Source organism: Mycolicibacter sp. MU0083 (genome assembly GCF_963378075.1).
Classification (GTDB): domain Bacteria; phylum Actinomycetota; class Actinomycetes; order Mycobacteriales; family Mycobacteriaceae; genus Mycobacterium; species Mycobacterium kokjensenii.
In genome coordinates this window covers 1,367,550-1,390,427 of sequence record NZ_OY726394.1, presented here as the reverse complement: position 1 = coordinate 1,390,427, position 22,878 = coordinate 1,367,550, and the positions used below count along the sequence as shown (strand labels likewise).

Annotated in this window: 19 protein-coding genes; 2 read left to right on the top strand and 17 right to left on the bottom strand. The window is 67.4% G+C overall.

The genetic code is table 11. The features are described from left to right. The first annotated feature begins 77 nt into the window (after positions 1–77). A complete protein-coding gene (locus RCP38_RS06515; RefSeq protein WP_308476307.1) occupies positions 78–1,304 on the top strand; it encodes an MFS transporter in 1,227 nt (408 codons plus the stop codon). Between the two features lie 16 nt (positions 1,305–1,320). On the opposite strand, the gene RCP38_RS06510 is transcribed toward RCP38_RS06515, so the two are convergent. Further along, entirely contained in the window at positions 1,321–2,574 is a 1,254-nt protein-coding gene (locus RCP38_RS06510; protein WP_308476306.1) for a cytochrome P450, read from the bottom strand. 57 nt (positions 2,575–2,631) lie between these two features. On the opposite strand from RCP38_RS06510, the gene RCP38_RS06505 reads away from it, so the two are divergent. Continuing rightward, positions 2,632–3,273 carry a TetR/AcrR family transcriptional regulator gene (locus tag RCP38_RS06505; RefSeq protein WP_308476305.1) on the top strand — a complete coding sequence of 214 codons (642 nt, stop codon included), beginning with the start codon at positions 2,632–2,634 and terminating at the stop codon, positions 3,271–3,273. Here the strand turns inward: RCP38_RS06505 and RCP38_RS06500 are convergent. The 16 genes from RCP38_RS06500 to RCP38_RS06425 form a co-directional block, all read right to left on the bottom strand. Next, positions 3,270–4,019 (bottom strand): PE-PPE domain-containing protein, encoded by a 750-nt coding sequence (locus tag RCP38_RS06500; protein ID WP_308476304.1) that lies wholly within the window; start codon positions 4,017–4,019, stop codon positions 3,270–3,272. The genes RCP38_RS06505 and RCP38_RS06500 overlap by 4 nt on opposite strands. A gap of 99 nt (positions 4,020–4,118) precedes the next feature. Then, complete coding sequence (gene proB, locus RCP38_RS06495) at positions 4,119–5,231, bottom strand: glutamate 5-kinase (RefSeq protein WP_308476303.1); 1,113 nt, start codon at positions 5,229–5,231, stop codon at positions 4,119–4,121. Further along, a complete protein-coding gene (obgE, locus tag RCP38_RS06490; protein WP_308476302.1) occupies positions 5,228–6,673 on the bottom strand; it encodes a GTPase ObgE in 1,446 nt (481 codons plus the stop codon). Before obgE ends, proB begins: the two co-directional genes overlap by 4 nt. A 48-nt stretch (positions 6,674–6,721) precedes the next feature. Beyond that, complete coding sequence (gene rpmA, locus RCP38_RS06485) at positions 6,722–6,982, bottom strand: 50S ribosomal protein L27 (protein ID WP_083022256.1); 261 nt, start codon at positions 6,980–6,982, stop codon at positions 6,722–6,724. 17 nt (positions 6,983–6,999) lie between these two features. Beyond that, entirely contained in the window at positions 7,000–7,311 is a 312-nt protein-coding gene (gene rplU / locus RCP38_RS06480; protein WP_308476301.1) for a 50S ribosomal protein L21, read from the bottom strand. 152 nt (positions 7,312–7,463) lie between these two features. After that, positions 7,464–10,409 carry a ribonuclease E gene (rne, locus tag RCP38_RS06475; protein ID WP_373692451.1) on the bottom strand — a complete coding sequence of 982 codons (2,946 nt, stop codon included), beginning with the start codon at positions 10,407–10,409 and terminating at the stop codon, positions 7,464–7,466. Positions 10,410–10,705: 296 nt separating this feature from the next. Continuing rightward, positions 10,706–11,152: a nucleoside-diphosphate kinase gene (ndk, locus tag RCP38_RS06470; protein ID WP_308476300.1), complete on the bottom strand. Its 447-nt coding sequence runs from the start codon at positions 11,150–11,152 to the stop codon at positions 10,706–10,708. Between the two features lie 55 nt (positions 11,153–11,207). Then, positions 11,208–11,591: a DUF4233 domain-containing protein gene (locus RCP38_RS06465; RefSeq protein WP_308476299.1), complete on the bottom strand. Its 384-nt coding sequence runs from the start codon at positions 11,589–11,591 to the stop codon at positions 11,208–11,210. After that, positions 11,588–13,003 carry a bifunctional tetrahydrofolate synthase/dihydrofolate synthase gene (gene folC / locus RCP38_RS06460; RefSeq protein WP_308476298.1) on the bottom strand — a complete coding sequence of 472 codons (1,416 nt, stop codon included), beginning with the start codon at positions 13,001–13,003 and terminating at the stop codon, positions 11,588–11,590. The genes RCP38_RS06465 and folC overlap by 4 nt, the downstream gene beginning before the upstream one ends. Next, positions 13,000–15,639 (bottom strand): valine--tRNA ligase, encoded by a 2,640-nt coding sequence (locus RCP38_RS06455; protein WP_308476297.1) that lies wholly within the window; start codon positions 15,637–15,639, stop codon positions 13,000–13,002. Before RCP38_RS06455 ends, folC begins: the two co-directional genes overlap by 4 nt. A 113-nt stretch (positions 15,640–15,752) precedes the next feature. Then, positions 15,753–16,343 (bottom strand): DUF937 domain-containing protein, encoded by a 591-nt coding sequence (locus RCP38_RS06450; protein ID WP_308476296.1) that lies wholly within the window; start codon positions 16,341–16,343, stop codon positions 15,753–15,755. 101 nt (positions 16,344–16,444) lie between these two features. Then, complete coding sequence (locus RCP38_RS06445) at positions 16,445–17,701, bottom strand: saccharopine dehydrogenase family protein (RefSeq protein ID WP_308476295.1); 1,257 nt, start codon at positions 17,699–17,701, stop codon at positions 16,445–16,447. A gap of 96 nt (positions 17,702–17,797) precedes the next feature. Next, complete coding sequence (locus RCP38_RS06440; protein ID WP_308477093.1) at positions 17,798–18,121, bottom strand: transglycosylase family protein; 324 nt, start codon at positions 18,119–18,121, stop codon at positions 17,798–17,800. Positions 18,122–18,974: 853 nt separating this feature from the next. Further along, entirely contained in the window at positions 18,975–19,556 is a 582-nt protein-coding gene (gene mobA / locus RCP38_RS06435; RefSeq protein WP_308477092.1) for a molybdenum cofactor guanylyltransferase, read from the bottom strand. A gap of 16 nt (positions 19,557–19,572) precedes the next feature. Further along, positions 19,573–20,658: a 2-oxoacid:ferredoxin oxidoreductase subunit beta gene (locus RCP38_RS06430; protein ID WP_308476294.1), complete on the bottom strand. Its 1,086-nt coding sequence runs from the start codon at positions 20,656–20,658 to the stop codon at positions 19,573–19,575. Further along, positions 20,655–22,610, bottom strand: a complete 1,956-nt coding sequence (locus tag RCP38_RS06425; RefSeq protein WP_373692450.1) for a 2-oxoacid:acceptor oxidoreductase subunit alpha — start codon at positions 22,608–22,610, stop codon at positions 20,655–20,657. The genes RCP38_RS06430 and RCP38_RS06425 overlap by 4 nt, the downstream gene beginning before the upstream one ends. Positions 22,611–22,878 lie beyond the last annotated feature (268 nt).

Genomic DNA, 22,878 nt, shown 5'->3' with positions numbered 1-22,878 from the left:
TCGCCTATCTGCGAATTCAGCGCGGCAATCACCGCTATGCGGGCAAAAAGCACCCGGAAATCCGGCAGGATGCTCGCGTGGCACCGCAGCGGCTCACCCCCGATCAGCGCAACTCGTTCCTCGCCGCCGTACTGGGCTGGTCGATGGATGCCTTCGACTACTTCATCGTGGTCTTCGTCTACGCCGACATCGCCAAGACGTTCGGCCACACCAAGACCGAGGTCGCCTTCCTGACCACCGCCACCCTGGTGATGCGTCCGGTGGGGGCGTTCATCTTCGGGTTGTGGGCCGACCGGGTCGGCAGACGTATCCCGCTGATGGTGAACGTGGTCTTCTACTCGACGGTCGGGTTCTTGTGCGCGTTCGCGCCCACCTTCACGGTGCTGGTGATTCTGCGCCTGTTGTACGGCATCGGAATGGGCGGCGAATGGGGCCTGGGCGCGGCGCTGGCCATGGAGAAGATCCCGCCGGATCGCCGGGGATTCTTCTCCGGGCTGCTGCAGGAGGGCTACCTGTTCGGTTACCTGGCCGCGACGGTCGCCTCGCTGCTGGTGAACGACTGGCTCGGCTTGTCCTGGCGCTGGCTGTTCGGCCTGTCGATCCTGCCGGCCATGGTGAGCCTGCTCATCCGCTACAAGGTCACCGAGTCCGAGGTCTGGCAGGCCACTCAGGACCGGATGCGGTTGACCAGCACCAGAATTCGCGACGTCTTCACCGACGCCAAGGTGATCCGCCGGTTCTGCTATCTGGTGTTGTTGATGACCGCGTTCAACTGGATGAGCCACGGCACCCACGACATCTACCCGACGTTTCTGACCTCCACCGACGGTGCGGGGCTGTCCCCCGTCACGGCCAAGTGGATCGCGGTGATCTACAACATCGGCGGCATCGTCGGCGGATTGTTCTTCGGCTCGATGTCGCAACGGTTGGGCCGTCGCTACGCGATCATCTGGGCGGCGGCGATGGGATTGCCGATCGTGCCGCTGTTCGCGTGGTCGCACACCGCGGGAATGCTCTGCCTGGGATCGTTCCTGATCCAGGTCTGCGTGCAGGGCGCCTGGGGCGTGATCCCGGCTCACCTGACCGAGATGTCACCGGATGCGATCCGCGGCTTCTATCCCGGCGTGACCTACCAGTTGGGCAACCTGCTGGCCGCGTTCAACCTACCGATCCAGGAGCACCTGGCGGCCGCCCACGGTTATCCGTTCGCCCTGACCGTCACGGTGGTGCCCACCCTGATCGCCGTCGTGGTGTTGACCGCGGTCGGCAAGGACGCCACCGGTCGGCGCTTCGGCCTCTCGTAGGCGGGACCGGCCGACGCTAGAACGTGCAGGGCATGGCACGGATCCCGTGGATGAAGGTGCCCGGCACATACTCCGGATCCCCGGCCTGGATATCGGGCAGCTCACGGAGCAACTCGCCGAAGATGGCACGCAACTGTGCACGCGCCACATGGGTTCCCAGGCAGTAGTGCTGCCCGCCACCGCCGAAGCCCACGTGCGGGTTGGGGTCCCGGCTGAGATCGAGCTGGTCGGGTCGGTCGAAGACGTCGGTGTCCCAGTTGCCCGACGAGTAGAACATCGCGACCTTGTCGCCGGCGCGGATCGTCTGGCCGCCGAGCTCGTAATCGGTTGCCGCGGTGCGCCGGAAGGTCATCACCGGGGTGGCGTAGCGGACGAACTCCTCTACCGCGGTTCCGATCCGACGATCGAAATCCTCCAGCAGCCAGGCCCGCTGGTCGCCGAAATCGGTGAGCGCTTTGATCGCGTGACTGGTGGTCTGCCGGGTGGTGTCGTTGCCGGCCACCGACAACAGCACGAAATATGCGGCGACCTCGGCGTCGGTGAGTCGGTCGCCGTCGACCTCGGCGTTGACCAGGCTGCTGAACAGGTCGTCGCCGGGGCGCTCCCGGCGCTCGGCGGCCAACGCACCGGCCACCTGATGCAGGTACATGATGTTTTCGGCCATCATCGCCATCGGATCCCGCCCGGCGAGGAATACCGGGTCGTTGCCCGATACCAGCGCATCGGCGGCGTGGGCGACCTGGGTCCGTTCCGAATCCGGGATGCCCACCATGTCGGCCAGTGTGCGCAGTGGGAGTTCCTTGGCGCAGTATTCGACGAAGTCCGCCCCGCTACCGGCTTCCTTCAACTCTCCGACGATGGCCTTGGCGCTGGCCTTGATCGAGTCTTCGATACGCCGGATCTGCCGCGGGGTGAATGCCGCGGTGGCCAGTTTGCGCAGTTTGGTGTGTCGAGGCGGGTCCATGGCGAGGAAGGACTGTGTGGTCTCGAGCATCTCCTCGGGGAAGTTCTCGAACATCACGCCCTTGCCGGACAGAAACACCTCGTTGGTGCGACTGACGGTGACGATGTCGGCGTGGCGGGTGACCGCCCAGAAGCCGTGATCGTCCGGATCGGTCAGCATGGCCTCCTCGACGGGGCGATGCCAGCTCACCGGCCGTTCGGCGCGCAATACCGCAAAGGAGCGTTCCCGCTCTGCCGCGGTGGTGGACCAGAACTGCCGGGTGGACAGATCGATCGGGTCATAGGTGCGAGCGGTTGCGTCAGCCATGCAGCGATCTTGCGCTAGACATACTGTCTAGTCAAGATGTCGGCTAATCTGTCTGCCATGGCCTCGGTGACCAGAAAGCCGCAAGCGAGCCGGCAGGAGCGCCGCGAGCAGATCGAGCGGCGCCTGCTCGACGCCACCGAACGGTTGATGAACGCCGGCGCCAGCTTCACCGAACTCAGCGTGGATCGCCTCGCCACCGAGGCCGGGATCTCGCGAGCGAGCTTCTACATCTATTTCGAGGACAAGGGCCATCTGCTGCGCCGGTTGGCCGGCCAGGTGTTCGGCGACCTGACTTCCAGCGCGGAACGCTGGTGGGGGGTGGCGTGGCGTCACGATCCCGCCGACATCCGCGACGCGATGGCCGCGATCGTCGCCGACTATCGACGGCACCAGCCGCTGCTGATCGCACTGAGCGAGATGGCCGGCTACGACCCTCAGGTGGGCAGCACCTACCGTGAGCTACTGACCGGGATCGCCGACGGGATGACCCGGATGATCGAAGCCGGTCAGGCCGACGGCTCCATCCGCCGCACCCTGCCCGCGGCCGCGACCGCCAGCGCGTTGACCTGGATGGTGGAGCGGACCTGTCAACAGAATCTTCCGACGAAAGGCGCCGACTACGACGCCGAGCTGGCCGCCACACTCGCGGAGATCACTTGGAGCGCACTCTATCTGGAGTCCACCCCGCACCTTTCCTAGCCGTTCCAGGCCGAGCGATCGTACGCCTTCTCGATGCGTGCGCGCTGCATTGCACGGCGGGCGGCGGACAGCGCACCGAACCCGTAGACCGGCGGTGTGCGGGTGGGGGCGAACACGTAGACGATGTTGCCCCGGCGCACCCGCCGATTACGCGGACTGCCGATGTCGACCGCGAAGTAGTTGTTGTGGACGGTCACCAGACCGAGCATCGCATTGAGCACAGACCGCCAATCCACTTGTGCGGCGGGACGGTTGGGAAAATCGGCCATCCCGTCGTACTGGCGGCACACGTCGGTGACCGAAAACGGCGTGTTCGCCGGAACGCCCACGCCGCCGTAGTCGGGCAGCTTCATGAACCAGACCAGCCCGGGGTCCGCCCGATAGATCCCGTGGAAGGGCTGCTCCGGGTTGGCCAGCAGCAGAAACGACACCTTGCCGGACGGGACCGTCGAGCGTGGCCCGTACTCGCGCAGCCATTTACAGGCCACCTGCGAACCCATGCTGACGCCGTAGACCACTACGTCCTCGGCATCGGCCCGGCCGGTGAAATGTGCGGTCAGCATGTCATCGAGGGCTTGCGCGCCCCGGGCCACCGCCTTGACCGCGGGCACATAGCGCAGGCCGTCGAAATACGTGTTGGGGTACTTGACGTTTCTGACCGTCTTGCCCCGGGTGACCGCGCCGCGGCACATGAATCGCAGGAATCCGCTCCACCCCGCACCGTCGATGGTGAATACCGTCGTCATCCATGCCCCTCGATCACCGTCGACGATAACCGAGCGTGCATGGTTGTACGCCCCGACCGGCGTGTCGCCGAGCAGACACGCACCCTCGCCGGAACGGGGCTACACGGCGACCAGGTCGTCGGCATGCACCACCGGCCGGCGGGCATCCGGTGCCAACTCCGCCGTGGAGTGGCCGATCATCGCGGTGAGCTCCACAGCGTCGTAACCGACGACACCGCGGGCCACCGCGACGCCGTCCGGCCCGCACAGTTCCACCACGTCACCGCCGTAGAACCTGCCCGCTACCGCGGTGATACCGGCGGGCAGCAGCGAGCGGCGGCCGACCAGCACCGCCTCGACCGCACCCGCATCCAGCGTCAGCGTGCCGGCCGCGTCGGCGGCGTGACGCACCCAGAACTTGCGCGCCGACAACCGGTGCGCCCGCGGCGCGAAGACCGTCCCCACCGAGGCGTCCGACAGCGCAGCGGCGGCGTCGGCGGCGGCCGCCAACAGCACCGGAACCCCCGCGTCGGCGGCCAGCAGTGCCGACGACAGCTTGGAGACCATGCCGCCGGTACCCAGATGACTCCCCTCGCTGGCCACCACGTCGGCCAGATCGTCGGGGCCACTGACTTCGGGCACCAGCCGAGCGGGCCCCTTACGGGGATCGGAGTCGTACAGTCCGTCGATATCGGAGAGCAACACCAGCGCGTCGGCACCGACCAGATGTGCCACCAGCGCCGAGAGCCGGTCGTTGTCGCCGAACCGGATCTCGCTGGTGGCCACCGTGTCGTTCTCGTTGACGATCGCCACTGCGTGCAATGCACGCAGTCGGTCCAGCGTGCGGGCCGCGTTGGTGTGCGACACCCGCGAGGAGACGTCCTGCGCGGTGAGCAGCACCTGGCCGACGGTGCGCCCGAACCGGCCGAAGGCCGCGCTCCAGGCGTTCACCAACGCCACCTGCCCCACGCTCGCGGCGGCCTGTTTGGTGGCCAGATCCGTCGGCCGCTTGGACAGCCCGAGCGGCTCGAGCCCGGCGGCGATGGCGCCCGAGGACACGATCACCACGTCCGAGCCGGCTTTCATCCGGGCCTCGATCGCCTCCACCAGCCCGGCCAGGCGGGCCCCGTCGAACATGCCCGTCTCCGTGGTGAGCGCGGTGGTGCCGATCTTGACCACGATGCTGCGCGCGGAGCGGACGGCTTCGCGGGCATCGGTTTTCCGCGCGGTCACGAATCTTCCGAGTGCTCGCGACGCTGTTTACGAGCGACCTTGCGCTCCGCGGCACCCACCCGGTCGGTGCGCTCCAGCCTGGTATCGGTGCCCCGGCCCGACAACGTGATGTCGACACCGGCGGGGGTGGTCGGCTCCCAGTCGAACGTCATGTCCCCGATGGTCACCGCGCAGCCCGGTTTGGCGCCGCGCCGTAGCAACTCGTCTTCGACGCCGAGCCGTGCCAGCCGGTCGCCCAGGTAGCCGACCGCCTCGTCGTTGTCGAAATTGGTCTGATGCACCCAGCGTTCCGGGCGGGTGCCGCGCACCACGAAGCCACCGGCACCGTCGGCCTCCACACTGAAGCCGGTCTCCCGCGCGGGGATCGGGCGAATCACCGGCCGGCGCGCCACCGGTTCCGGTTGCGCGGCACGGTAGGCCGACACCATCTCGGCGAGGGCGAACGTCAACGGCCGCAGGCCGGCCCGGCTGACCGTGGAGACCATGAACACCGGCCAGCCCCGCTCGGCCACGATGTCGTCCCGAACGAATTCGGCCATCTCCAGCGCCTCGGGCACGTCGATCTTGTTGAGCACCACCGCCCGTGGCCGGTCCACCAGGTCACCCAGTGCCGAATCGCCTTGCATGGTGGGCGTATAGGCGGCCAGCTCGGCTTCGATCGCCTCGATGTCGGAGAGCGGGTCACGCCCCGGTTCTGCGGTCGCACAGTCCACCACATGCACCAGAACCGCGCAGCGCTCGATGTGCCGCAGGAAGTCCAGCCCCAGTCCGCGTCCCGCCGAAGCCCCCGGAATAAGCCCGGGAACGTCGGCCGCGGTGAAGGTGTTCTCGCCCGCCGACACCACCCCCAGGTTCGGCGCCAGCGTGGTGAACGGGTAATCGGCGATCTTCGGCTTGGCCGCCGAGATCACCGACACCAGCGCGGATTTGCCCGCCGACGGGAATCCGATCAGGCCCACATCGGCGACGGTCTTGAGTTCCAGGGTGAGGTCGCGGGTTTCGCCCTTCTCCCCGAGCAGCGCGAAACCGGGTGCCTTGCGGGCCCGTGAGACCAGAGCGGCGTTGCCCAGTCCGCCGCGACCGCCGGCCGCGGCTTCGAAGCGTGCTCCGGTACCGACCAGGTCTGCCAGTAGCCGACCGTGTTCGTCGAGGACCACGGTGCCGTCGGGCACCTTGATCTCCAGGTCGGCGCCGGCGGCCCCGTCCTTGTTGCTGCCCTGGCCCTGTTTGCCGGACGCGGCCGCGATGTGCGGCCGGAAATGGAAGTCCAGCAGGGTGTGCACCTGCGGGTCGACGACGAGCACGACGCTGCCGCCACGGCCGCCGTTTCCACCGTCCGGGCCGCCGAGCGGCTTGAACTTCTCCCGGTGAATCGAGGCGCAGCCATTGCCCCCGTCGCCGGCCCGCACATGGATGACGACGCGGTCGACGAACCGGGACATGGCGTTACTACCTATCCGGCGCCGAGTGGCGCCCAGTTACGCCGGCGACTAGTCGCGGGCGACAGGCACGATGTTGATCAGCTTGCGGCCACGCTTCACACCGAACTCGACCGAGCCGGGTGCCGTGGCAAACAAGGTGTCGTCACCGCCGCGCCCGACGTTCACGCCGGGATGGAAATGAGTGCCCCGCTGCCGCACCAAAATCTCGCCGGCCTTGACGACCTGGCCGCCGAACCGCTTGACGCCGAGTCGCTGGGCGTTTGAGTCGCGCCCGTTACGTGAGCTGGAAGCGCCCTTTTTGTGTGCCATCTCGCTGCCTCCTGCTGCTACTTGATTCCGGTGACCTTGAGCACGGTCAACGGCTGACGGTGACCCTGCCGCTTGTGGTAGCCGGTCTTGTTCTTGAACTTGTGGATGCGGATCTTGGGGCCCTTGGTGTGCTCGAGCACCTCGCCGGTGACCGCGACCTTCGCCAGCTTGGCGGCGTCGGTGGTGACGGTGGCACCGTCCACCACCAGCGCTACCGGCAGCGAGACCGACGAGCCCGGCTCGGACTCGATCTTCTCGACCTTGAGCACGTCACCTACGGCCACCTTGTACTGCTTGCCGCCGGTTTTGACGATTGCGTACGTCGCCATCGTTGGTCTCTACCTCTGCTTCTCGGGCGCGCACGCCATCGGGACTTGCGCAGGTGTCTGGGGTTCTGTCCGCCGAGCTGTGGTTATTCCCGCCTGGCGACAACTGGTCAAGGGTACGTGACCAGCGGCTAAGGGGTCAAACCGGCCCTGGCTTAGATCGGCGGCCCGGCAGGTCGGGCTGCCGCACGCCGCCGACGCGGACGTTCGACCACCACAACCGGCACTTCGGGTTCCTCGGAGTCTTCCGATTCCTCGGCATCGTCGGAGTCCTGGTCCTCATCGGACTCGTCGGCCTCGTCGGATGCATCGATGACGTCCAGGTCGTCATCGAAAGCTTCGTCGTCATCGTCGTCGAGATCGACTTCGTCGTCGCCCTCGTCGTCGTCGCCCTCGTCGGCATCGTCGTCGTCGCTGTCGTCGTCATCAACGTCGTCGTCATCAACGTCGTCGGCGTCGTCGTCGAGATCTTCGTCACCGGCGCCTTCGGCCAGATCGTCATCGCCGGTGTCCGGGGCGTCCACCGCGGCGTCGGCAGCGGCCGCGCCGCCCCCGGACTCCGCCGTCGGATCCACCGAGAGTTCCTCGGCTCCCGGCACCGCCTCCAGCTCCTCATCCGATTCGTCGTGCCGGTCGCTGGCCGCAGCCATCGCCTTGAACATCGGGTGATCGCCCGGCGTGTGCACCGGAACCTTGGCCACCGCCGGCTCATCGACCTTGGGCTTCTTCGAACGCTTGCCGCGGCGGCTTCCGCTTGACCCGCCGGATTCGGGTTTGCGTCCCGGCGCCGCCGAATCGACCGGGTCGGAGTGCAGCACGATGCCGCGTCCGGCGCAGTGCTGACACGACGTGGAGAACGCCTCGATCAGCCCGGTGCCCAATCGCTTGCGGGTCAGCTGCACCAACCCCAGCGACGTCACCTCCGAAACCTGGTGGCGGGTGCGGTCGCGGCCCAGTGCCTCAGTCAGTCTGCGCAGCACCAGATCCCGGTTGGACTCCAGCACCATGTCGATGAAGTCGATGACGATGATGCCGCCGATATCCCGCAGTCGCAGCTGCCGCACGATCTCCTCGGCGGCCTCCAGGTTGTTCTTGGTAACCGTCTCCTCGAGGTTGCCCCCGGATCCGGTGAACTTCCCGGTGTTGACGTCGACGACCGTCATGGCCTCGGTGCGGTCGATGACGAGAGTTCCACCCGAGGGCAGCCAGACCTTGCGGTCCAGCGCCTTGGCTAGCTGTTCATCGATGCGATGCACGGCGAACACGTCCGGCCCGGACTGGCCGTCGGGCCCTTCAGGCGCCTGGTAACGCGTCAGTTTCGGCATCAGTTCGGGCGCTACGGATCCCACGTAGTCGTTGATCGTGGCCCACGCATCGTCACCGGAGACCACCAACTCGGAGAAGTCCTCGTTGAACAGGTCCCGGATCACCTTGACCAGCACGTCGGGCTCTTCGTAGAGCGCCACAGCGGCTCCGGCGGCCTTCGCCTTGGTCTCGACGGCGGTGGCCTCGATCTGGGTCCAGCGTTCCTGCAGACGTTCCACGTCGGCGCGGATGTCTTCTTCCTTGACGCCCTCGGACGCGGTACGGATGATCACCCCCGCGTCGGCGGGCACCACCTCGCGCAGGATCTCCTTCAGGCGCTGCCGTTCGGTGTCGGGCAGCTTGCGGCTGATTCCGGTCGACGACGCGCCCGGTACGTAGACCAGGTAGCGGCCGGCCAGGGAGACCTGGGTGGTCAGCCGGGCACCCTTGTGGCCGATCGGGTCCTTGCTGACCTGGACCACCACGTAGTCGCCGGGCTTGAGCGCCTGCTCGATCTTCCGGTTGGCGCCGCCGAGCCCGGCGGCCTCCCAGTTGACCTCGCCGGCGTACAGCACGCCGTTGCGACCGCGACCGATGTCGACGAAGGCGGCCTCCATCGACGGCAGCACGTTCTGCACGATGCCCAGGTAGACGTTGCCCACCAGCGAGGTCGACGCGGCAGAGGTCACGAAGTGTTCGACCATCACGCCGTCTTCGAGCACGGCGATCTGGGTGTAACGAGCGCCCTGGTGCGGCGGCTCGGTCCGAACCCGGTCGCGGACGACCATCCGACGTTGGACGGCTTCGCGGCGGGCCAGGAACTCGGCCTCGCTCAGAATCGGCGGACGGCGGCGCCCGGCGTCGCGCCCGTCCCGGCGACGCTGGCGCTTGGCTTCCAGCCGAGTCGAGCCGGTGATGCCCTGGATCTCGTCGTCGCCGGTGCCCCCGCTCTTGGCCGCCCGGCTGGTCTTGGGCCGCGGTGTCCGTTCGTGCACGACGGTGTTGGGCGGATCATCGGAGGCCGGAGCGTCCTCGTCCTCTCCCGCGCCGGCCTTGCGGCGACGACGACGGCGACGACGACGGTTGCCGGCGTCATCGCCCGACCCGTTCTCGTCCTCGCCGGCGTCCTCCTCGGTGTCCCCGGACTCGTCCGTTTCCGCGGCGGAGTCTTCCTCGTCCTCCGCGGTCTCGTCGTCGGTGTCCTCGCTGGACGTCCCGTCCGAACCGCGGCCTCGGCCGCGGCCACGGCGGCCACGGCGGCGACGACGGTTGGTGGGGCGGTCCTCGTTGTCGCTGTCGTCGTCGGAATCCGTGTCCGATCCGCCGAGGTCCGCGTCGTCGTCATCGTCGGTGTCGGCGGTGTCGACGTCGCGGGTCACCGTTCGCTCGAAGGCGACGGGTTGCGGGGCCACGAACAGCGGCATGTAGTCCGCGTGCGCGGCGACCGGCTCGGGTGCCGTCTCCAGCAGCAGCCTGGACTCGGGCTCGTCGGGTACCCCGTCGAGTTCACCGGAGGGCCCGGGCTCGGCGGAGTCCGAGAACAGTCCGCCGGCTACCGGCTCCTGGACCGCGCCCAACAGGTCACGGACCCGCACGGCCTCGCCGCGATCCACGCTGGAGTGCGCGCTGCGGGTCCGCCCGTCCAGCTCGATCAGGGCGTCCAGAACCCGCCTGCTGGTGGTGCCCAGCACCCGGGCCAGCGAATGCACCCGCAGTCGATCGGGCAGCTCTTCCTGCTCGACCGGAGTTGCCGATGTGTCCGGTTCGGGGCCTTTGAATAGAGAGGGGTCTACCACGTACGTCTCCTCAAGCCCCCGGGCGCGTCGTGCTGACGCGGCCACGCGAGGACTTCTCGTTATGAGCCCGGCTCACTTCTCCGGGCTTGTGGTGGTCTCGCTCCGAGGGGCTCGGGTTGAACCGACTCGGTGCCTGGCTGAATGAGAACCGGCGATCGGCGCCGCATCACGTATCGCGACCGTCGCACTCGCCGAAGTCTTCATTCGGGTGTCGGAAACCGATCCGGTGACGTTCACCCGTTAGTCAGTATCCCACACAATCCACAGGAGCCGGACGAAAGGCGCTAACTACGACGTCAGGCCAGTGTCATCGGAGACGTCGGCGCCGACGGCTTCAAGTCCGGGAACCACAGCGCGATCTCACGCTCGGCCGACTCCGGCGAGTCCGAGCCGTGCACGAGGTTGAACTGGGTCTCCAGCCCGAAATCGCCGCGGATGGTGCCCGGCGTGGCCTTGGCCACCGGGTCGGTGCCACCGGCCAGCTGCCGGAACGCCTCGATCGCACGCGGCCCCTCGACGACCATGGCGACGACGGGTCCGGAGGTGATGAACTCGAGCAGCGATGCGAAGAAGGCCTTGCCCTCGTGCTCCGAGTAGTGCTGGCGGGCCACCGCCTGCTGCACCGGGCGCAGCTCCAGAGCCGCCAACGTCAGACCCTTGCGCTCGATCCGGCTGATGATCTCGCCCACCAACCGACGGTTCACGCCGTCCGGCTTGACCAGTACCAAAGTCCGCTCAGTCATACAGGGCCGCTCCTCATCCGTCGCTCCGCCCGCATCCTCGCCAGCGGCACGGGCGCTAGCGTACCGGCCCGGAACCCGACCGCCGCAACACCACCGCACGGAAATAGGCGATCAGTGCCCAGACCCCGGTGAACACCAGGCCCATCACCCCGACACCGGGGTAGATCAGGAATCCGGCCACCAGCACCGGTTGCAGCGCCAGGTTGGCCCAGATCGCCCAGCTTCGGCCCTGGATTCCGGCGAAAAGCAGCAGTACCAGCGCAAAGCCCAGCAGATAGCCCGTCGAGAGCGGCGTCAACCCGCCGCCGACCACGCCGACCACCGGCAACGCCAACAGCACCGTGATCGATTCGAGGATCAACGTCGCAGCCATCACGCCGCGAAAGCCCCGCCACGGGTCCGGGGCGTCGGTGTCAGTGCCAGTGTCAGGTTCGGTCATGCCGGATCCTTCCCGAACAGTGTGCGCGCCGCACCGGCGGTGACCACCGAGCCGGTGATCACGATCCCGGCGCCCGAGGCTTCGCCTCCGGCATCGAACTCGTCGACCAGTGCGGTGGCGGCGTCGATCGCATCTTCCAAGGTCTCGGTGGTGACCACCCGATCGTCGCCGAACACCCGCGCGGCGGCCACCGTCAGCGTCTCGATGTCCAGCGCCCGCGGGGATCCGTTGTGGGTGACCACGATTCGGTCGAACGCCGGCTCGAGTGCCGTGAGGATCCCGTCGACGTCCTTGTCCCCCAGCACGCTGACGACGCCGATCAGGTGGGTGAAGTCGAAATCGTCAGCCAGTGCCTCGGCGAGTACGGCGGCACCGGCCGGGTTGTGCGCGGCATCGATGAATACGGTGGGCGAGCTACGCATCCGCTCCAACCGTCCGGGACTGCGCACCGCGGCGAAACCCGCCCGTACGGTCTCGACATCGAGTTGACGCTCGGCGCCGGCACCGAAGAACGCCTCCACCGCCGCCAGCGCCAGCACGGCGTTGTGGGCCTGGTGTTCGCCGTGCAGCGGCAAGAAGATGTCCGAATACACCCCGCCCAGGCCCTGCAGCTCGAGCACCTGCCCGCCGATCGCGAGTTGCCTACTGCGTACGGCGAATTCGGAGTTCTCCCGCGCAACCGCCGCGTCGGCCCGAATGGACTGCGCCAGCAACACTTCCATCACCTCGGGCGACTGCCGGCCGATCACCGCCACGGTGTCGACCGACTCGTCGGTCGAGCGGTGGATGATCCCGGCCTTCTCCTCGGCTATCCCGGCGATCTCGGCACCGAGGTAGTCGACGTGGTCGATGCCGATCGGGGTGATGACCGCGACGGGGGCGGTCACGACGTTGGTGGCATCCCAGCGCCCTCCCATACCGACCTCGACGACCGCGACATCGACCGGCGCATCGGCGAACGCGGCGAACGCCATGCCGGTGAGCACCTCGAACTTGCTCATGGCCGGGCCGCCGTCGGCCTGTGAGGACGCGTCGACCATCTGCACGAAGGGTTCGATCTCGATGTAGGTCTCCACGTAGCGGGCCGGGCTGATCGGCTCGCCGTCGACCGCGATGCGCTCGACCGCCGACTGCAGATGCGGGCTGGTGGTCCGGCCGGTGCGACGGGAGAACGCGGTCAGCAGGGCATCGATCATCCGCACCACCGAGGTCTTGCCGTTGGTGCCGGCGACGTGGATCGACGGATAGCTGCGCTGCGGCGAGCCGAGCAGTTCCAGTAGCGCGTTGATCCGGGTCAGACTGGGTTCGATCTTGGTCTCGCCCCACCGTTGATCGAGCAGGTGCTCGACCTGGAGCAATGCCGCGATCTCGTCCGGGGTCGGCGCCGCCGGGCCGAGTGACCGATCGGTCATGCCAGTGCCGCGAGACGCGCGGTGATCCGCTCCACCTCGTCGCCGGCCAACTGCCGGCGAGCGCGAATCTTGTCGACGACGGCGTCGGGCGCCTTGGCCAGGAACGCCTCGTTGCCCAGTTTGGCCGCTGTCGCCTCGAGTTCCTTGCGGGCCGCCGCCAGGTCTTTCTCCAGACGGCGGCGTTCGGCGACGACGTCGACGGTTCCCGAGGTGTCCAACTCGACGACCACGGTGCCGTGGGCAAGTCGCACCTCGACGGTGGCCGACGGAGTGAATCCCGCACCGGGCTCGGTCAGCCACGCCTGCGAGGCCACGGCCGGCACCTGCGTGGACAGCTCGGCCTGCTCGATGCCGCTGAGCCGTGCGGGGACCTTCTGACGGTCCCGCAGGCCCTGATCGCTGCGGAACCTGCGCACCTCGGTGACCAGTTTCTGCATATCGGTGATCCGTTGCGCAGCAACCTGATCCAGTGCGATTCCCGATTCCGTGGGCCAGTCGGCCACCACCAGGGACTCCTCACCGGTGAGCTCGCGCCACAGCGTTTCGGTGACGAACGGGATCACCGGGTGCAACAGTCGCAGCAGCGTGTCGAGCACCGCGGCCAACACCGCCGTGGTGTTCTCGAGCCCCTGGCCCAGCTGAGTCTTGGCCAATTCGACGTACCAGTCGCAGAACTCGTCCCAGGCGAAGTGGTAGAGCGCTTCGCAGGCCCGACCGAACTCGTAGGTCTCGAACGCCGAATCGACTTCGGCACGAACCTCTTCCAACCGGCCCAGAATCCATCGGTCGGCGTCGGTCAACTCCTGCACCGGCGGCAGCGGTGCCGGCCGCGCACCGTTGATCAGGGCGAAGCGGGTGGCGTTGAACAGCTTGGTGACGAAATTGCGCGATGCGCGGGCATGGTCTTCGCCGATCGACAGGTCGCTGCCGGGGCTGGCACCGCGGGCCAGGGTGAACCGCAGTGCATCGGCGCCGAAGGTCTCCACCCAGTCCAGCGGATCGATGCCGTTGCCGCGCGACTTGCTCATCTTGCGGCCGTGCTCGTCACGAATCAGGCCGTGCAGGAACACGTTGCGGAACGGAACCTTGCCCTCGGGCAGCGCGGCGTCGCCGCCGACGAAGGTGCCGAACATCATCATCCGGGCCACCCAGAAGAACAGGATGTCGTAGCCCGTCACCAGAACACTCGTCGGGTAGAACTTCGCCAGCTCGGGCGTGGCGTCGGGCCAGCCCATCGTGGAGAACGGCCACAGCGCCGAGGAGAACCAGGTGTCCAGCACGTCGGGATCCTGTTCCCAGCCCGCCGGCGGAGTCTCGTCCGGTCCGACACAGACCTTCTCGCCGTTGGGACCGTGCCAGATCGGAATGCGATGCCCCCACCACAGTTGCCGGGAGATGCACCAGTCGTGCATGTCGTCGACCCAGGAGAACCAGCGCGGTTCCTGGCTCTTCGGATGGATGACGGTGTCGCCGTCGCGGACCGCGTCGCCGGCGGCCTTCGCCAGCGATTCGACGTTGACCCACCACTGCATGGACAGCCGGGGCTCGATGACCTCGCCGCTGCGTTCGGAATGGCCGACACTGTGCACATACGGTCGCTTCTCGGCGACGATCCGGCCCTGGGCGGCCAGCGCCTCCCGCACGGCGACACGAGCCTCGAAACGATCCATGCCGTCGAATTGTGTTCCGGTACCGGTGATCCGGGCCTTGACGTCGAGGATCGTCGGCATCTCCAGCTGATGGCGCAGACCGATCTCGAAGTCGTTGGGGTCGTGGGCGGGGGTCACCTTGACCGCGCCGGTGCCGAATTCCGGATCGACGTGGGCGTCGGCCACCACCAGGATCTCGCGGTCCGTGAAGGGATGCGGCAGGCGGCTGCCCACCAGATGGCGATAACGGTCGTCGTCGGGGTGCACCGCGATCGCGGTGTCACCGAGCATGGTCTCCAACCGGGTGGTGGCCACCACGATGTGGGGCTGGTCGTCGTCCATCGAGCCGTACCGGAAAGACACCAGCTCGCCTTCGATGTCCTCGTATTTGACCTCGAGGTCACTGATCGCGGTCTCCAGCACCGGCGACCAGTTGACCAGCCGCTCGGCTTGGTAGATCAGCCCGGCGTCGTAGAGCCGTTTGAAGATGGTCCGAACCGCCCGGGACAGGCCCTCGTCCATGGTGAACCGTTCCCGGCTCCAGTCCACCCCGTCGCCGATCCGGCGCATCTGGGTGCCGATGGTGCCGCCGGAGACTCGCTTCCAGTCCCAGACCTGCTCGATGAAGCGCTCGCGACCCAGTTCTTCCTTGGACTGCCCCTCAGCCGCCAGCCTGCGCTCCACGACACTCTGGGTCGCGATACCGGCGTGGTCCATGCCCGGCAACCAGAGCACCTCGAAACCCTGCATCCGCTTGCGACGGGTCAGCGCGTCCATCAGGGTGTGGTCGAGCGCGTGGCCCATGTGCAGACTGCCCGTGACGTTGGGCGGGGGCAGCACGATGGAGTAGCCCGGCTTGTCGCTGGTCGGATCGGCGGTGAAGTAGCCCGCATCCACCCAACGCTGGTAGATCGCGTCCTCTACCGCACCCGGCTCCCAGGACTTGGGCAGGTGTTCGGCGTTGGCGGCGTTGGGAGAGTCAGTCACCGCTCAATTCTAGGAATGACTGCCGGGCAACCGCCCTCCGAGGGAGGCATCAGGGCGAAAAACCCCCGGATCAGGGCTGATCCGGGGGTTTTGTCGAGAAGCAGTGTCGTCGGCTACTTCTTGCCGCCGAGCAGGCCGCCGAGGATGTCGCCGATGGCACCGCCGGTCTTGCCGCCGATCATGTTGCCCAGGATGCTGCCCATCGACTGGTTCTGGGCGCCGCCGCCACCGGCCATGCCGCCGAGGATTCCACCCAGGACGTCGCCGAGGACGCCGCCGGAAGCCTGCTGCTGAGCCGGCTCGGCCTTCTGCCCGGTCAGCTGCTTGCCGATGTAGGCCAGCACGATCGGCGCGATGATCGGCAGCAGCTTCTGCAGGAGTTCGTTGTTGCCGGCACCGGCACCCGACAACGCCGAGGCGACCTGGTTGGTGTCGTTGCCGCCGAAGATGGTGGAGATCACCTGCTGGCCCTCGGAGTTGCTGGCACCCAGGGCGTTGTCCAGCAGCCCCTGGGCGGCGAAGGTGGCGGCGCTGTTGACGATGTTGTCGGCCTGGCCGGGGTCCTGAGCGTTCTGACTCAACCCGCTGACCAGAACCGGGACCAGGGTACGAATGGTGCTGTCCACTTCACCGGAGTCGGCGCCGAGCTGGCTGGCGATGTCCTGGATCGGGATCTGAGCGAAAAGGTCGTCGAGGCCGGCCATGAGAGATTCCACCTTCGTTGCTGGGTGCCGCCCTGCAGGCAGCGGTCGAAAACGACACTAGCGGAAAGGTCAAGGGCCGGCACCGGCCTTCGGAACGGCTGTCAGGGCAGCCGGGAGACCTCCAGCGTCACCCCTGCCGCGGTGAGCCTGGCCTGCAACGCATCGCCCATGGCGGCCGCCGGGGTGAGTACCCCGTAGCGATCCGGCAGGGCGTCGCGGTCCAGGGCGAGCGTCAGCGCACTCTCGGCCAGCATGACCGAGGTGGCCTGATAGCCAGGGTCGCCCCGCTGCGCCATCACCGCCCGGTAGCGGGCACCACCGCTGGTGGTCGTGTACGTCTCGATGCAGTAGTAGCCGTTCTCCCGGCGTTGCCGGTTCGGGCCGGTCCCCGGCTTGGGCAGCACCCGCTCCACCAGTGCCGGGGGCAGGTACCGGAAGAACCGGCCGCCCAGCGCCACCGTCGCCTTCCCCATTCCGGTCACCAGTCCCGACAGTGCGGGTGCGGCGGCCGAGCCGCCGACGCTCATGTGCTCGGCGTACCGGAACCCGCGACCGTAGGCCCAGCCCAGCAGGCCGTTGCTGCGCCGCACGATACGCGTGTTGTAGGGCGCCATGGCAAAGCCCGCGGTCCAGATCCCGGCCAGCTCGGGGGCGATATCGGCACCCCGACGCCAGGTCAGGTCGGGTTCGGGGCCCAGTTCGGGCTCCGCGGGCCGATCGACACTGAGTGTGTGGGGGTCGAAGAGTTGCCGTCGGGCGTCTGGATCGTTGGAGGCGGTGCGCAGCACCTCGGTCATCGAGGCGATGGTTCCGCCCGACAGGCCGCCGGAGAAGCCCCGCACCACGAAATGCGTGTCGAGCAGTTCGCCGGTCCCGTCCTCCTGGGCCGTCCGGTAGAGCGCGTAGACGGTCATGTCCGACGGTATCGAGTCGAAACCGCACGCGTGCACGATGCGGGCCCGATTGTCGGCGGCCTGTTTGTGATAGGTGTCGATGCTCTCCCGCACGAACATCGCCTCGCCGGTGAGGTCGACGTAGTCGGTGCCCGCGGCGGCGCACGCCGCGACCAGCGGCATGCCGTAGCGGGTGTAGGGACCGACGGTGGTGATCACCACCCGGGTGCGGGCCGCCATCGCCTCCAGCGTCGCGGGCCTGGCCGCATCGGCGACCACTATCGGCCAGTCCCGGGCGCCGGGACCGAGTTCGTCGCGGATCGCGCGCAACCGCTGCTCGGAACGACCGGCCAACCCGATCCGGGCCGGGCCGGCTACCTGGGACAGATACTGTGCGGTCAGCTTCCCGACGAAGCCGGTGGCCCCGTAGACGACGACGTCGAACTCGCGTGACGGTTCACCCATCTGTCCGACGCTACCCGGCCACGGGGTGCCCCGCTGACGCCGACGGCGCCGGACTCATCAGGTCCGACGCCGTCGCCGTCTGTTCGGTCGCGGTGTTCAGCCGCGGCGGCCGCACACCGGCCACGCACCGATGCCCTGGGTACGCAGCACGTTCTCGGCGACCCGGATCTGCTCGGCACGGCTGGCGTTGTGCGGCATTCCGCTACCGCCGTGCGCCCGCCAGGTGCCCGGGTTGAACTGCAGCCCGCCGTAGTAACCGTTGCCGGTGTTGATCGACCAGTTACCACCCGACTCACACGCCGCGATGGCGTCCCAGTTCACGCTGTCCGCCTTGGCGGTGGCGTCGGACAGGGCGATCGCACCGGTGATCAGGGCGCCGGCGATCGCGGCCATGGTGAGGGGCTTGCGGACGTTCTTCAACATCGTTCCTTTCGCAGCGCGCGCTCCGAAGTACGCCCACGACGCGTGGGAGGGCATGCCTGATCTCAGGCGGGAGTGGTCTTCGAGACGTGCCGTCTAGGTCGGGCACGACAGCGGGGGCAGGTGGGCCCGCCGGGATGACACCCGGCACCGCGGAGGGGCTTTGGGGCCGACCGCGGCCCCGCTCACACGCAGTTCCGTGGATTCAATTTGTTTGCCCGCAATTGGGGCGAACGGAAACTTACGAAACGTTCATATGCAATGTCCAACCGAATGACGCGGCCATTTCGATCAGATCACGAAACAATCACACCCGACGATAGAGTGGTTTCACCTGGTCAGCTAACGATTCGGTGCACCGACCGGGCACACGACGCCCGATGCCACCCGTGAGTCAGATCACGGAGTTTCTGTGGGCTGGACCACTGAAAATCGGCGGATTCGATAGCGGCAAACACTTCCACGGTCGGCGATCCGTGCACCACACCCGCCACACACGCCTCAGATAACCCACAAACACCAGTTCACAGCCATCGCAACGCTCGCCATCCCCGAGGCCCGCCCGACGCCGACGCCAGCTACAGCAAAATGGCTTACACGCGCTCGTCAGGCCATTTCGCGCCGCGTCGCACCACCACGGCGCCGGCCAGGCGACTCGAAGCGAATTACGTTGAGCTACAACACTTTCCGAACCGCAACGCCGGACACCGCCACGCATCGACCGCAGCGGCCACGGACCCCGCACCAATAATGGCCGCATCTCGACCAGATAATGAGAGGATATATTTCACATTTTCGAAGCGCTGAAAACACTTTGCATTTCAGCGACTTGAGTTATTTGCTGTGATTCGACTCAAGAGAGCCCGGCGATGTCATCGGGAGAATTGAGATTGGCGAGCGGGGTCGCATCGGTGAGTGTCACCCGCAGCACGCCCACCATGTCGACGAGCGCACCGACCCGTCGTTCCCCGGCCGCCACCACCGCGTCGACGGTCTCGCACAAGCCGGTGCGGTACACCCCGGCCAGATAGTGGTCGCGTTCGGTGCGCGGCAACACGATGTCGGTATCGGCGGCCACCGCTGAATCGGCCATCCGGCCGATGAATTGTGGTGTCAGGAACGGCATGTCCACCGCGCAGACGAAAGCTCTCGATACGCCGGACTGCGCCGCCGCACGCAACCCCAATCCCAGCGCCGGCAACGGCCCCAGTCCGGGGCGCTCATCGTGCAGCACCCGGGCAGTGAGTTCGGGCAACTGCTGGCCCCGGGCGGCCACCACAAAGACGGGATCGCAGCATTGGGAGAGCACCGAGACCACCTGCTCCACCAACGTCCGGCCGTCGAACATGCCCGGAACGGTCAGGGTGGCCTTGTCACGGCCCATCCGGCGTGACGCACCGCCGGCCAGCACGACAGCGGCCGGCCGGCCGGTAATGGACGTCAGGCCCGCGTCAATCCACGGTCCAGGTGTCGCGGCCACGCAGCAGCGCCTGAAGTGCAGCGGTGTCGTGGGGAGTCGACTGCCGGGCCTCGGCGACCTGCGCACGGGCCAGGTCGTCATAGGTCGGCTTGGTGACCTTGCGGAAGATCCCCATCGGGAAGTGCGACAGATCCTGCTCGGCCAGCCGCGACAACGCGAACGCGTAGGACGGGTCGGCCAGCGTGGCGTCGTGCACCACGATCTGCTCCGCCGCGACGTCGGCCGTCTTGGCGACCTCCAGCCCGAAACCGGACTTGATGACGCAGTACTCCCCCTCAGCGCCGAACACGACGCGCTCACCGTGCCGGACGTTGATGATGCGGCTCTCCGCACCTTCCTTACGCAGCAGGTCGAAGGAGCCGTCGTTGAACACCGGGCAGTCCTGCAGGATCTCCACCAGCGCCGAACCCCGGTGCTCCATCGCGCCCTGCAGAACCTCGGTGAGGCCCTTGCGGTCGGAATCCAGGGCACGCCCGACGAAGGTCGCCTCGGCGCCGATGGCCAGCGAGATCGGGTTGAACGGGTTGTCCAGCGAGCCGTACGGCGTCGACTTGGTGACCTTGCCGGTCTCCGAGGTCGGCGAGTACTGGCCCTTGGTCAGGCCGTAGATCCGGTTGTTGAACAACAGGATGGTGAGGTTGACGTTGCGGCGCAGCGTGTGGATCAGGTGGTTACCGCCGATCGACAGCGCATCGCCGTCACCGGTGATCAGGAACACCTTGAGGTCTTCGCGGGCGGTCGCCAGACCGGTGGCGAAGGTCGGTCCACGGCCGTGGATCGAGTGCACACCGTAGGTGTTCATGTAGTACGGGAAGCGGCTCGAGCAGCCGATCCCGCTGACGAACACCACGTTCTCCCGGCGCACTCCCATCTCCGGCAGGAAGTTGCGGATGGAGTTGAGGATGGCGTAGTCGCCACAACCGGGGCACCAGCGCACCTCCTGGTCGGAGGTGAAGTCCTTGGCCTTCTGCGGCTCGTCGGTCTTCGGCACTCCGCTCAGCGCGGTCAGTCCCAGGTCGGTACCGACGAGCGAGCCGGCCGATTCGGTGATGGTCATGAGTTCGCTCCTGCAGTACCCGCAATGGTGACCGCCGCGGCCCGGGCCAGCGACGCCTTCTCGTTCTCGCGGTCGGCCAGGGTGCCGGCCAACGCATCGTCGATGATTCCCTCGATCTCGTCGGCGAGGAACGCCTGACCGGCCACCTTGGTCACCGACTGGATGTCGACCAGGTAGCGGCCGCGCAGCACCAGGGCCAGCTGGCCCAGGTTCATCTCCGGCAGCACCACCTTGGGGTAGCGCCGCAGCACCTCACCCAGGTTGGCCGGCAGCGGGTTCAGGTTCCGCAGGTGCGCCTGCGCAACCTTGACGCCGCCGCGCCGGACCCGCCGGCAGGCCTCGGCGATCGGCCCGTACGAACTGCCCCAGCCCAGCATCAGCAGCTCGGCCTCTCCGGACGGGTCGTCGACCACCAGGTCCGGCACCTTGATGCCGTCGATCTTGGCCTGCCGCAGCCGCACCATCAGGTCGTGGTTGGCCGGGTCGTAGGAGATCGCCCCGGACCCGTTGGCCTTCTCCAGCCCGCCGATCCGGTGTTCCAGACCCGCGGTGCCGGGAACGGCGAACTGCCGGGCCAAGGTCTCCGGGTCACGTGCGTAGGGCGCGAAGTCCTCGCCGGCCTTGGCCAGGTTCTGGTCGATGGGCTCCATGGACGCGACGTCGGGGATGCGCCACGGCTCGGAACCGTTGGCGATCGCACCGTCGGAGAGCAGCACCACCGGGGTACGGTAGGTCACCGCGATCCGGACGGCCTCGATGGCCGCGTCGAAGCAGTCCGACGGCGTGCACGGCGCCAGTACCGCGACCGGCGACTCGCCGTTGCGGCCGTAGAGCGCCTGCATCAGGTCGGCCTGCTCGGTCTTGGTGGGCAGACCGGTGGACGGACCACCGCGCTGAACGTTGATCAGCAGCAGCGGCAGTTCGGTCATCACGGCCAGGCCCAGCGCCTCGGCCTTGAGGGCCAAGCCGGGGCCGGAGGTGCTGGTAACGCCCAACGCACCGCCGTAGGAGGCGCCGATGGCCGCTCCGATGCCGGCGATCTCGTCCTCGGCCTGGAACGTCAGCACGTTGAAGTTCTTGTACTTGGACAACTCGTGCAGGATGTCCGACGCCGGGGTGATCGGGTACGTCCCGAGAACCACCTGGGTGTCGGCCAACTGGCCGGCGGTGATCACGCCGTAGGCCATCGCGGTGTTACCCGAGATCTGTCGGTACTCGCCGGCCGGCAGCTTGGCCGGGGCGATCTCGTAGGTGGTGCCGAACGCCTCGGTGGTCTCGCCGTAATTCCAGCCGGCCTTGAGCGCCAGCACGTTGGCGTCCGCGACATCGGGCTTCTTGGCGAACTTCTCCCGGATGAACCGCTCGCTGCTCTCCAGTTCCCGGCCGTACATCCAGGACAACAGGCCGAGCGCGAACATGTTCTTGGCCCGGGCGCCGTCCTTCTTGGTCGCACCTATCGCCTCGACCGCGCCGAGGGTCAGCGACGTCATCGCGACCGGGACCACGACGTAGTCGGAGAGTTCTTCGGTCTCCAACGGGTTGTTCTCGTAGCCGATCTTGGCCAGGTTGCGCTTGGTGAACTCGTCGGAGTTGACGATCACCATGCCGCCGCGCGGCAGGTCGCCGATGTTGGCCTTCAACGCGGCCGGGTTCATCGCCACCAGCACGTCGGGGCGGTCGCCGGCGGTCAGGATGTCGAAGTCGGCGATCTGGATCTGGAACGACGACACGCCCGGCAGGGTGCCCTGCGGGGCGCGGATCTCGGCCGGGTAGTTCGGCTGGGTGGCCAGGTCGTTGCCGAACAAGGCCGCTTCAGAGGTGAAGCGGTCACCGGTGAGCTGCATGCCGTCACCGGAGTCACCGGCGAAACGGATTACGACTTTTTCGAGTTTTTGGCGCGCGGGTGCCGACCCGGCTCCGTTACCGCTCGGCCCCACGGCCCCGCCTTCCATCACTGTCCGCGTTGGGCCTGCACAGCACGCCTGGCACGCCCACAAGTTTTTCTGTCACTGGCAGTACCGATTATTGCACCGGTCTTATAGACCATACGACGCCACACCGTGTCGAATTTCGGGTTACTCAGTGTTAAATGTCGATGTCACAGCGGGATTTGCGACCACTCCACAGGGGAAATGTGGTTTTCATCACGTTTACCCTCGCGTCAACTCTAAGAAAAGTTCGGTACTCGCGAGTAACTTTGCGCGGCCCGCCGGCCGCCGC

Excerpts from the sequence above, each read along its gene's own strand:
- RCP38_RS06430 (WP_308476294.1), bottom strand. The coding sequence starts at position 20,658 with ATGACCATCACCGAATCGGCCGGCTCGCTCGTCGGTACCGACCTGGGA.
- rplU (WP_308476301.1), bottom strand. The coding sequence starts at position 7,311 with ATGGCGACGTACGCAATCGTCAAAACCGGCGGCAAGCAGTACAAGGTG.
- RCP38_RS06450 (WP_308476296.1), bottom strand. The coding sequence starts at position 16,343 with ATGGCCGGCCTCGACGACCTTTTCGCTCAGATCCCGATCCAGGACATC.
- RCP38_RS06500 (WP_308476304.1), bottom strand. The coding sequence starts at position 4,019 with ATGACGACGGTATTCACCATCGACGGTGCGGGGTGGAGCGGATTCCTG.
- folC (WP_308476298.1), bottom strand. The coding sequence starts at position 13,003 with ATGACCGATCGGTCACTCGGCCCGGCGGCGCCGACCCCGGACGAGATC.
- RCP38_RS06505 (WP_308476305.1), top strand. The coding sequence starts at position 2,632 with ATGGCCTCGGTGACCAGAAAGCCGCAAGCGAGCCGGCAGGAGCGCCGC.
- RCP38_RS06425 (WP_373692450.1), bottom strand. The coding sequence starts at position 22,610 with ATGGAAGGCGGGGCCGTGGGGCCGAGCGGTAACGGAGCCGGGTCGGCA.
- RCP38_RS06510 (WP_308476306.1), bottom strand. The coding sequence starts at position 2,574 with ATGGCTGACGCAACCGCTCGCACCTATGACCCGATCGATCTGTCCACC.
- RCP38_RS06465 (WP_308476299.1), bottom strand. The coding sequence starts at position 11,591 with ATGACCGAACCTGACACTGGCACTGACACCGACGCCCCGGACCCGTGG.
- ndk (WP_308476300.1), bottom strand. The coding sequence starts at position 11,152 with ATGACTGAGCGGACTTTGGTACTGGTCAAGCCGGACGGCGTGAACCGT.
- obgE (WP_308476302.1), bottom strand. The coding sequence starts at position 6,673 with ATGTCCCGGTTCGTCGACCGCGTCGTCATCCATGTGCGGGCCGGCGAC.
- RCP38_RS06445 (WP_308476295.1), bottom strand. The coding sequence starts at position 17,701 with ATGGGTGAACCGTCACGCGAGTTCGACGTCGTCGTCTACGGGGCCACC.
- rpmA (WP_083022256.1), bottom strand. The coding sequence starts at position 6,982 with ATGGCACACAAAAAGGGCGCTTCCAGCTCACGTAACGGGCGCGACTCA.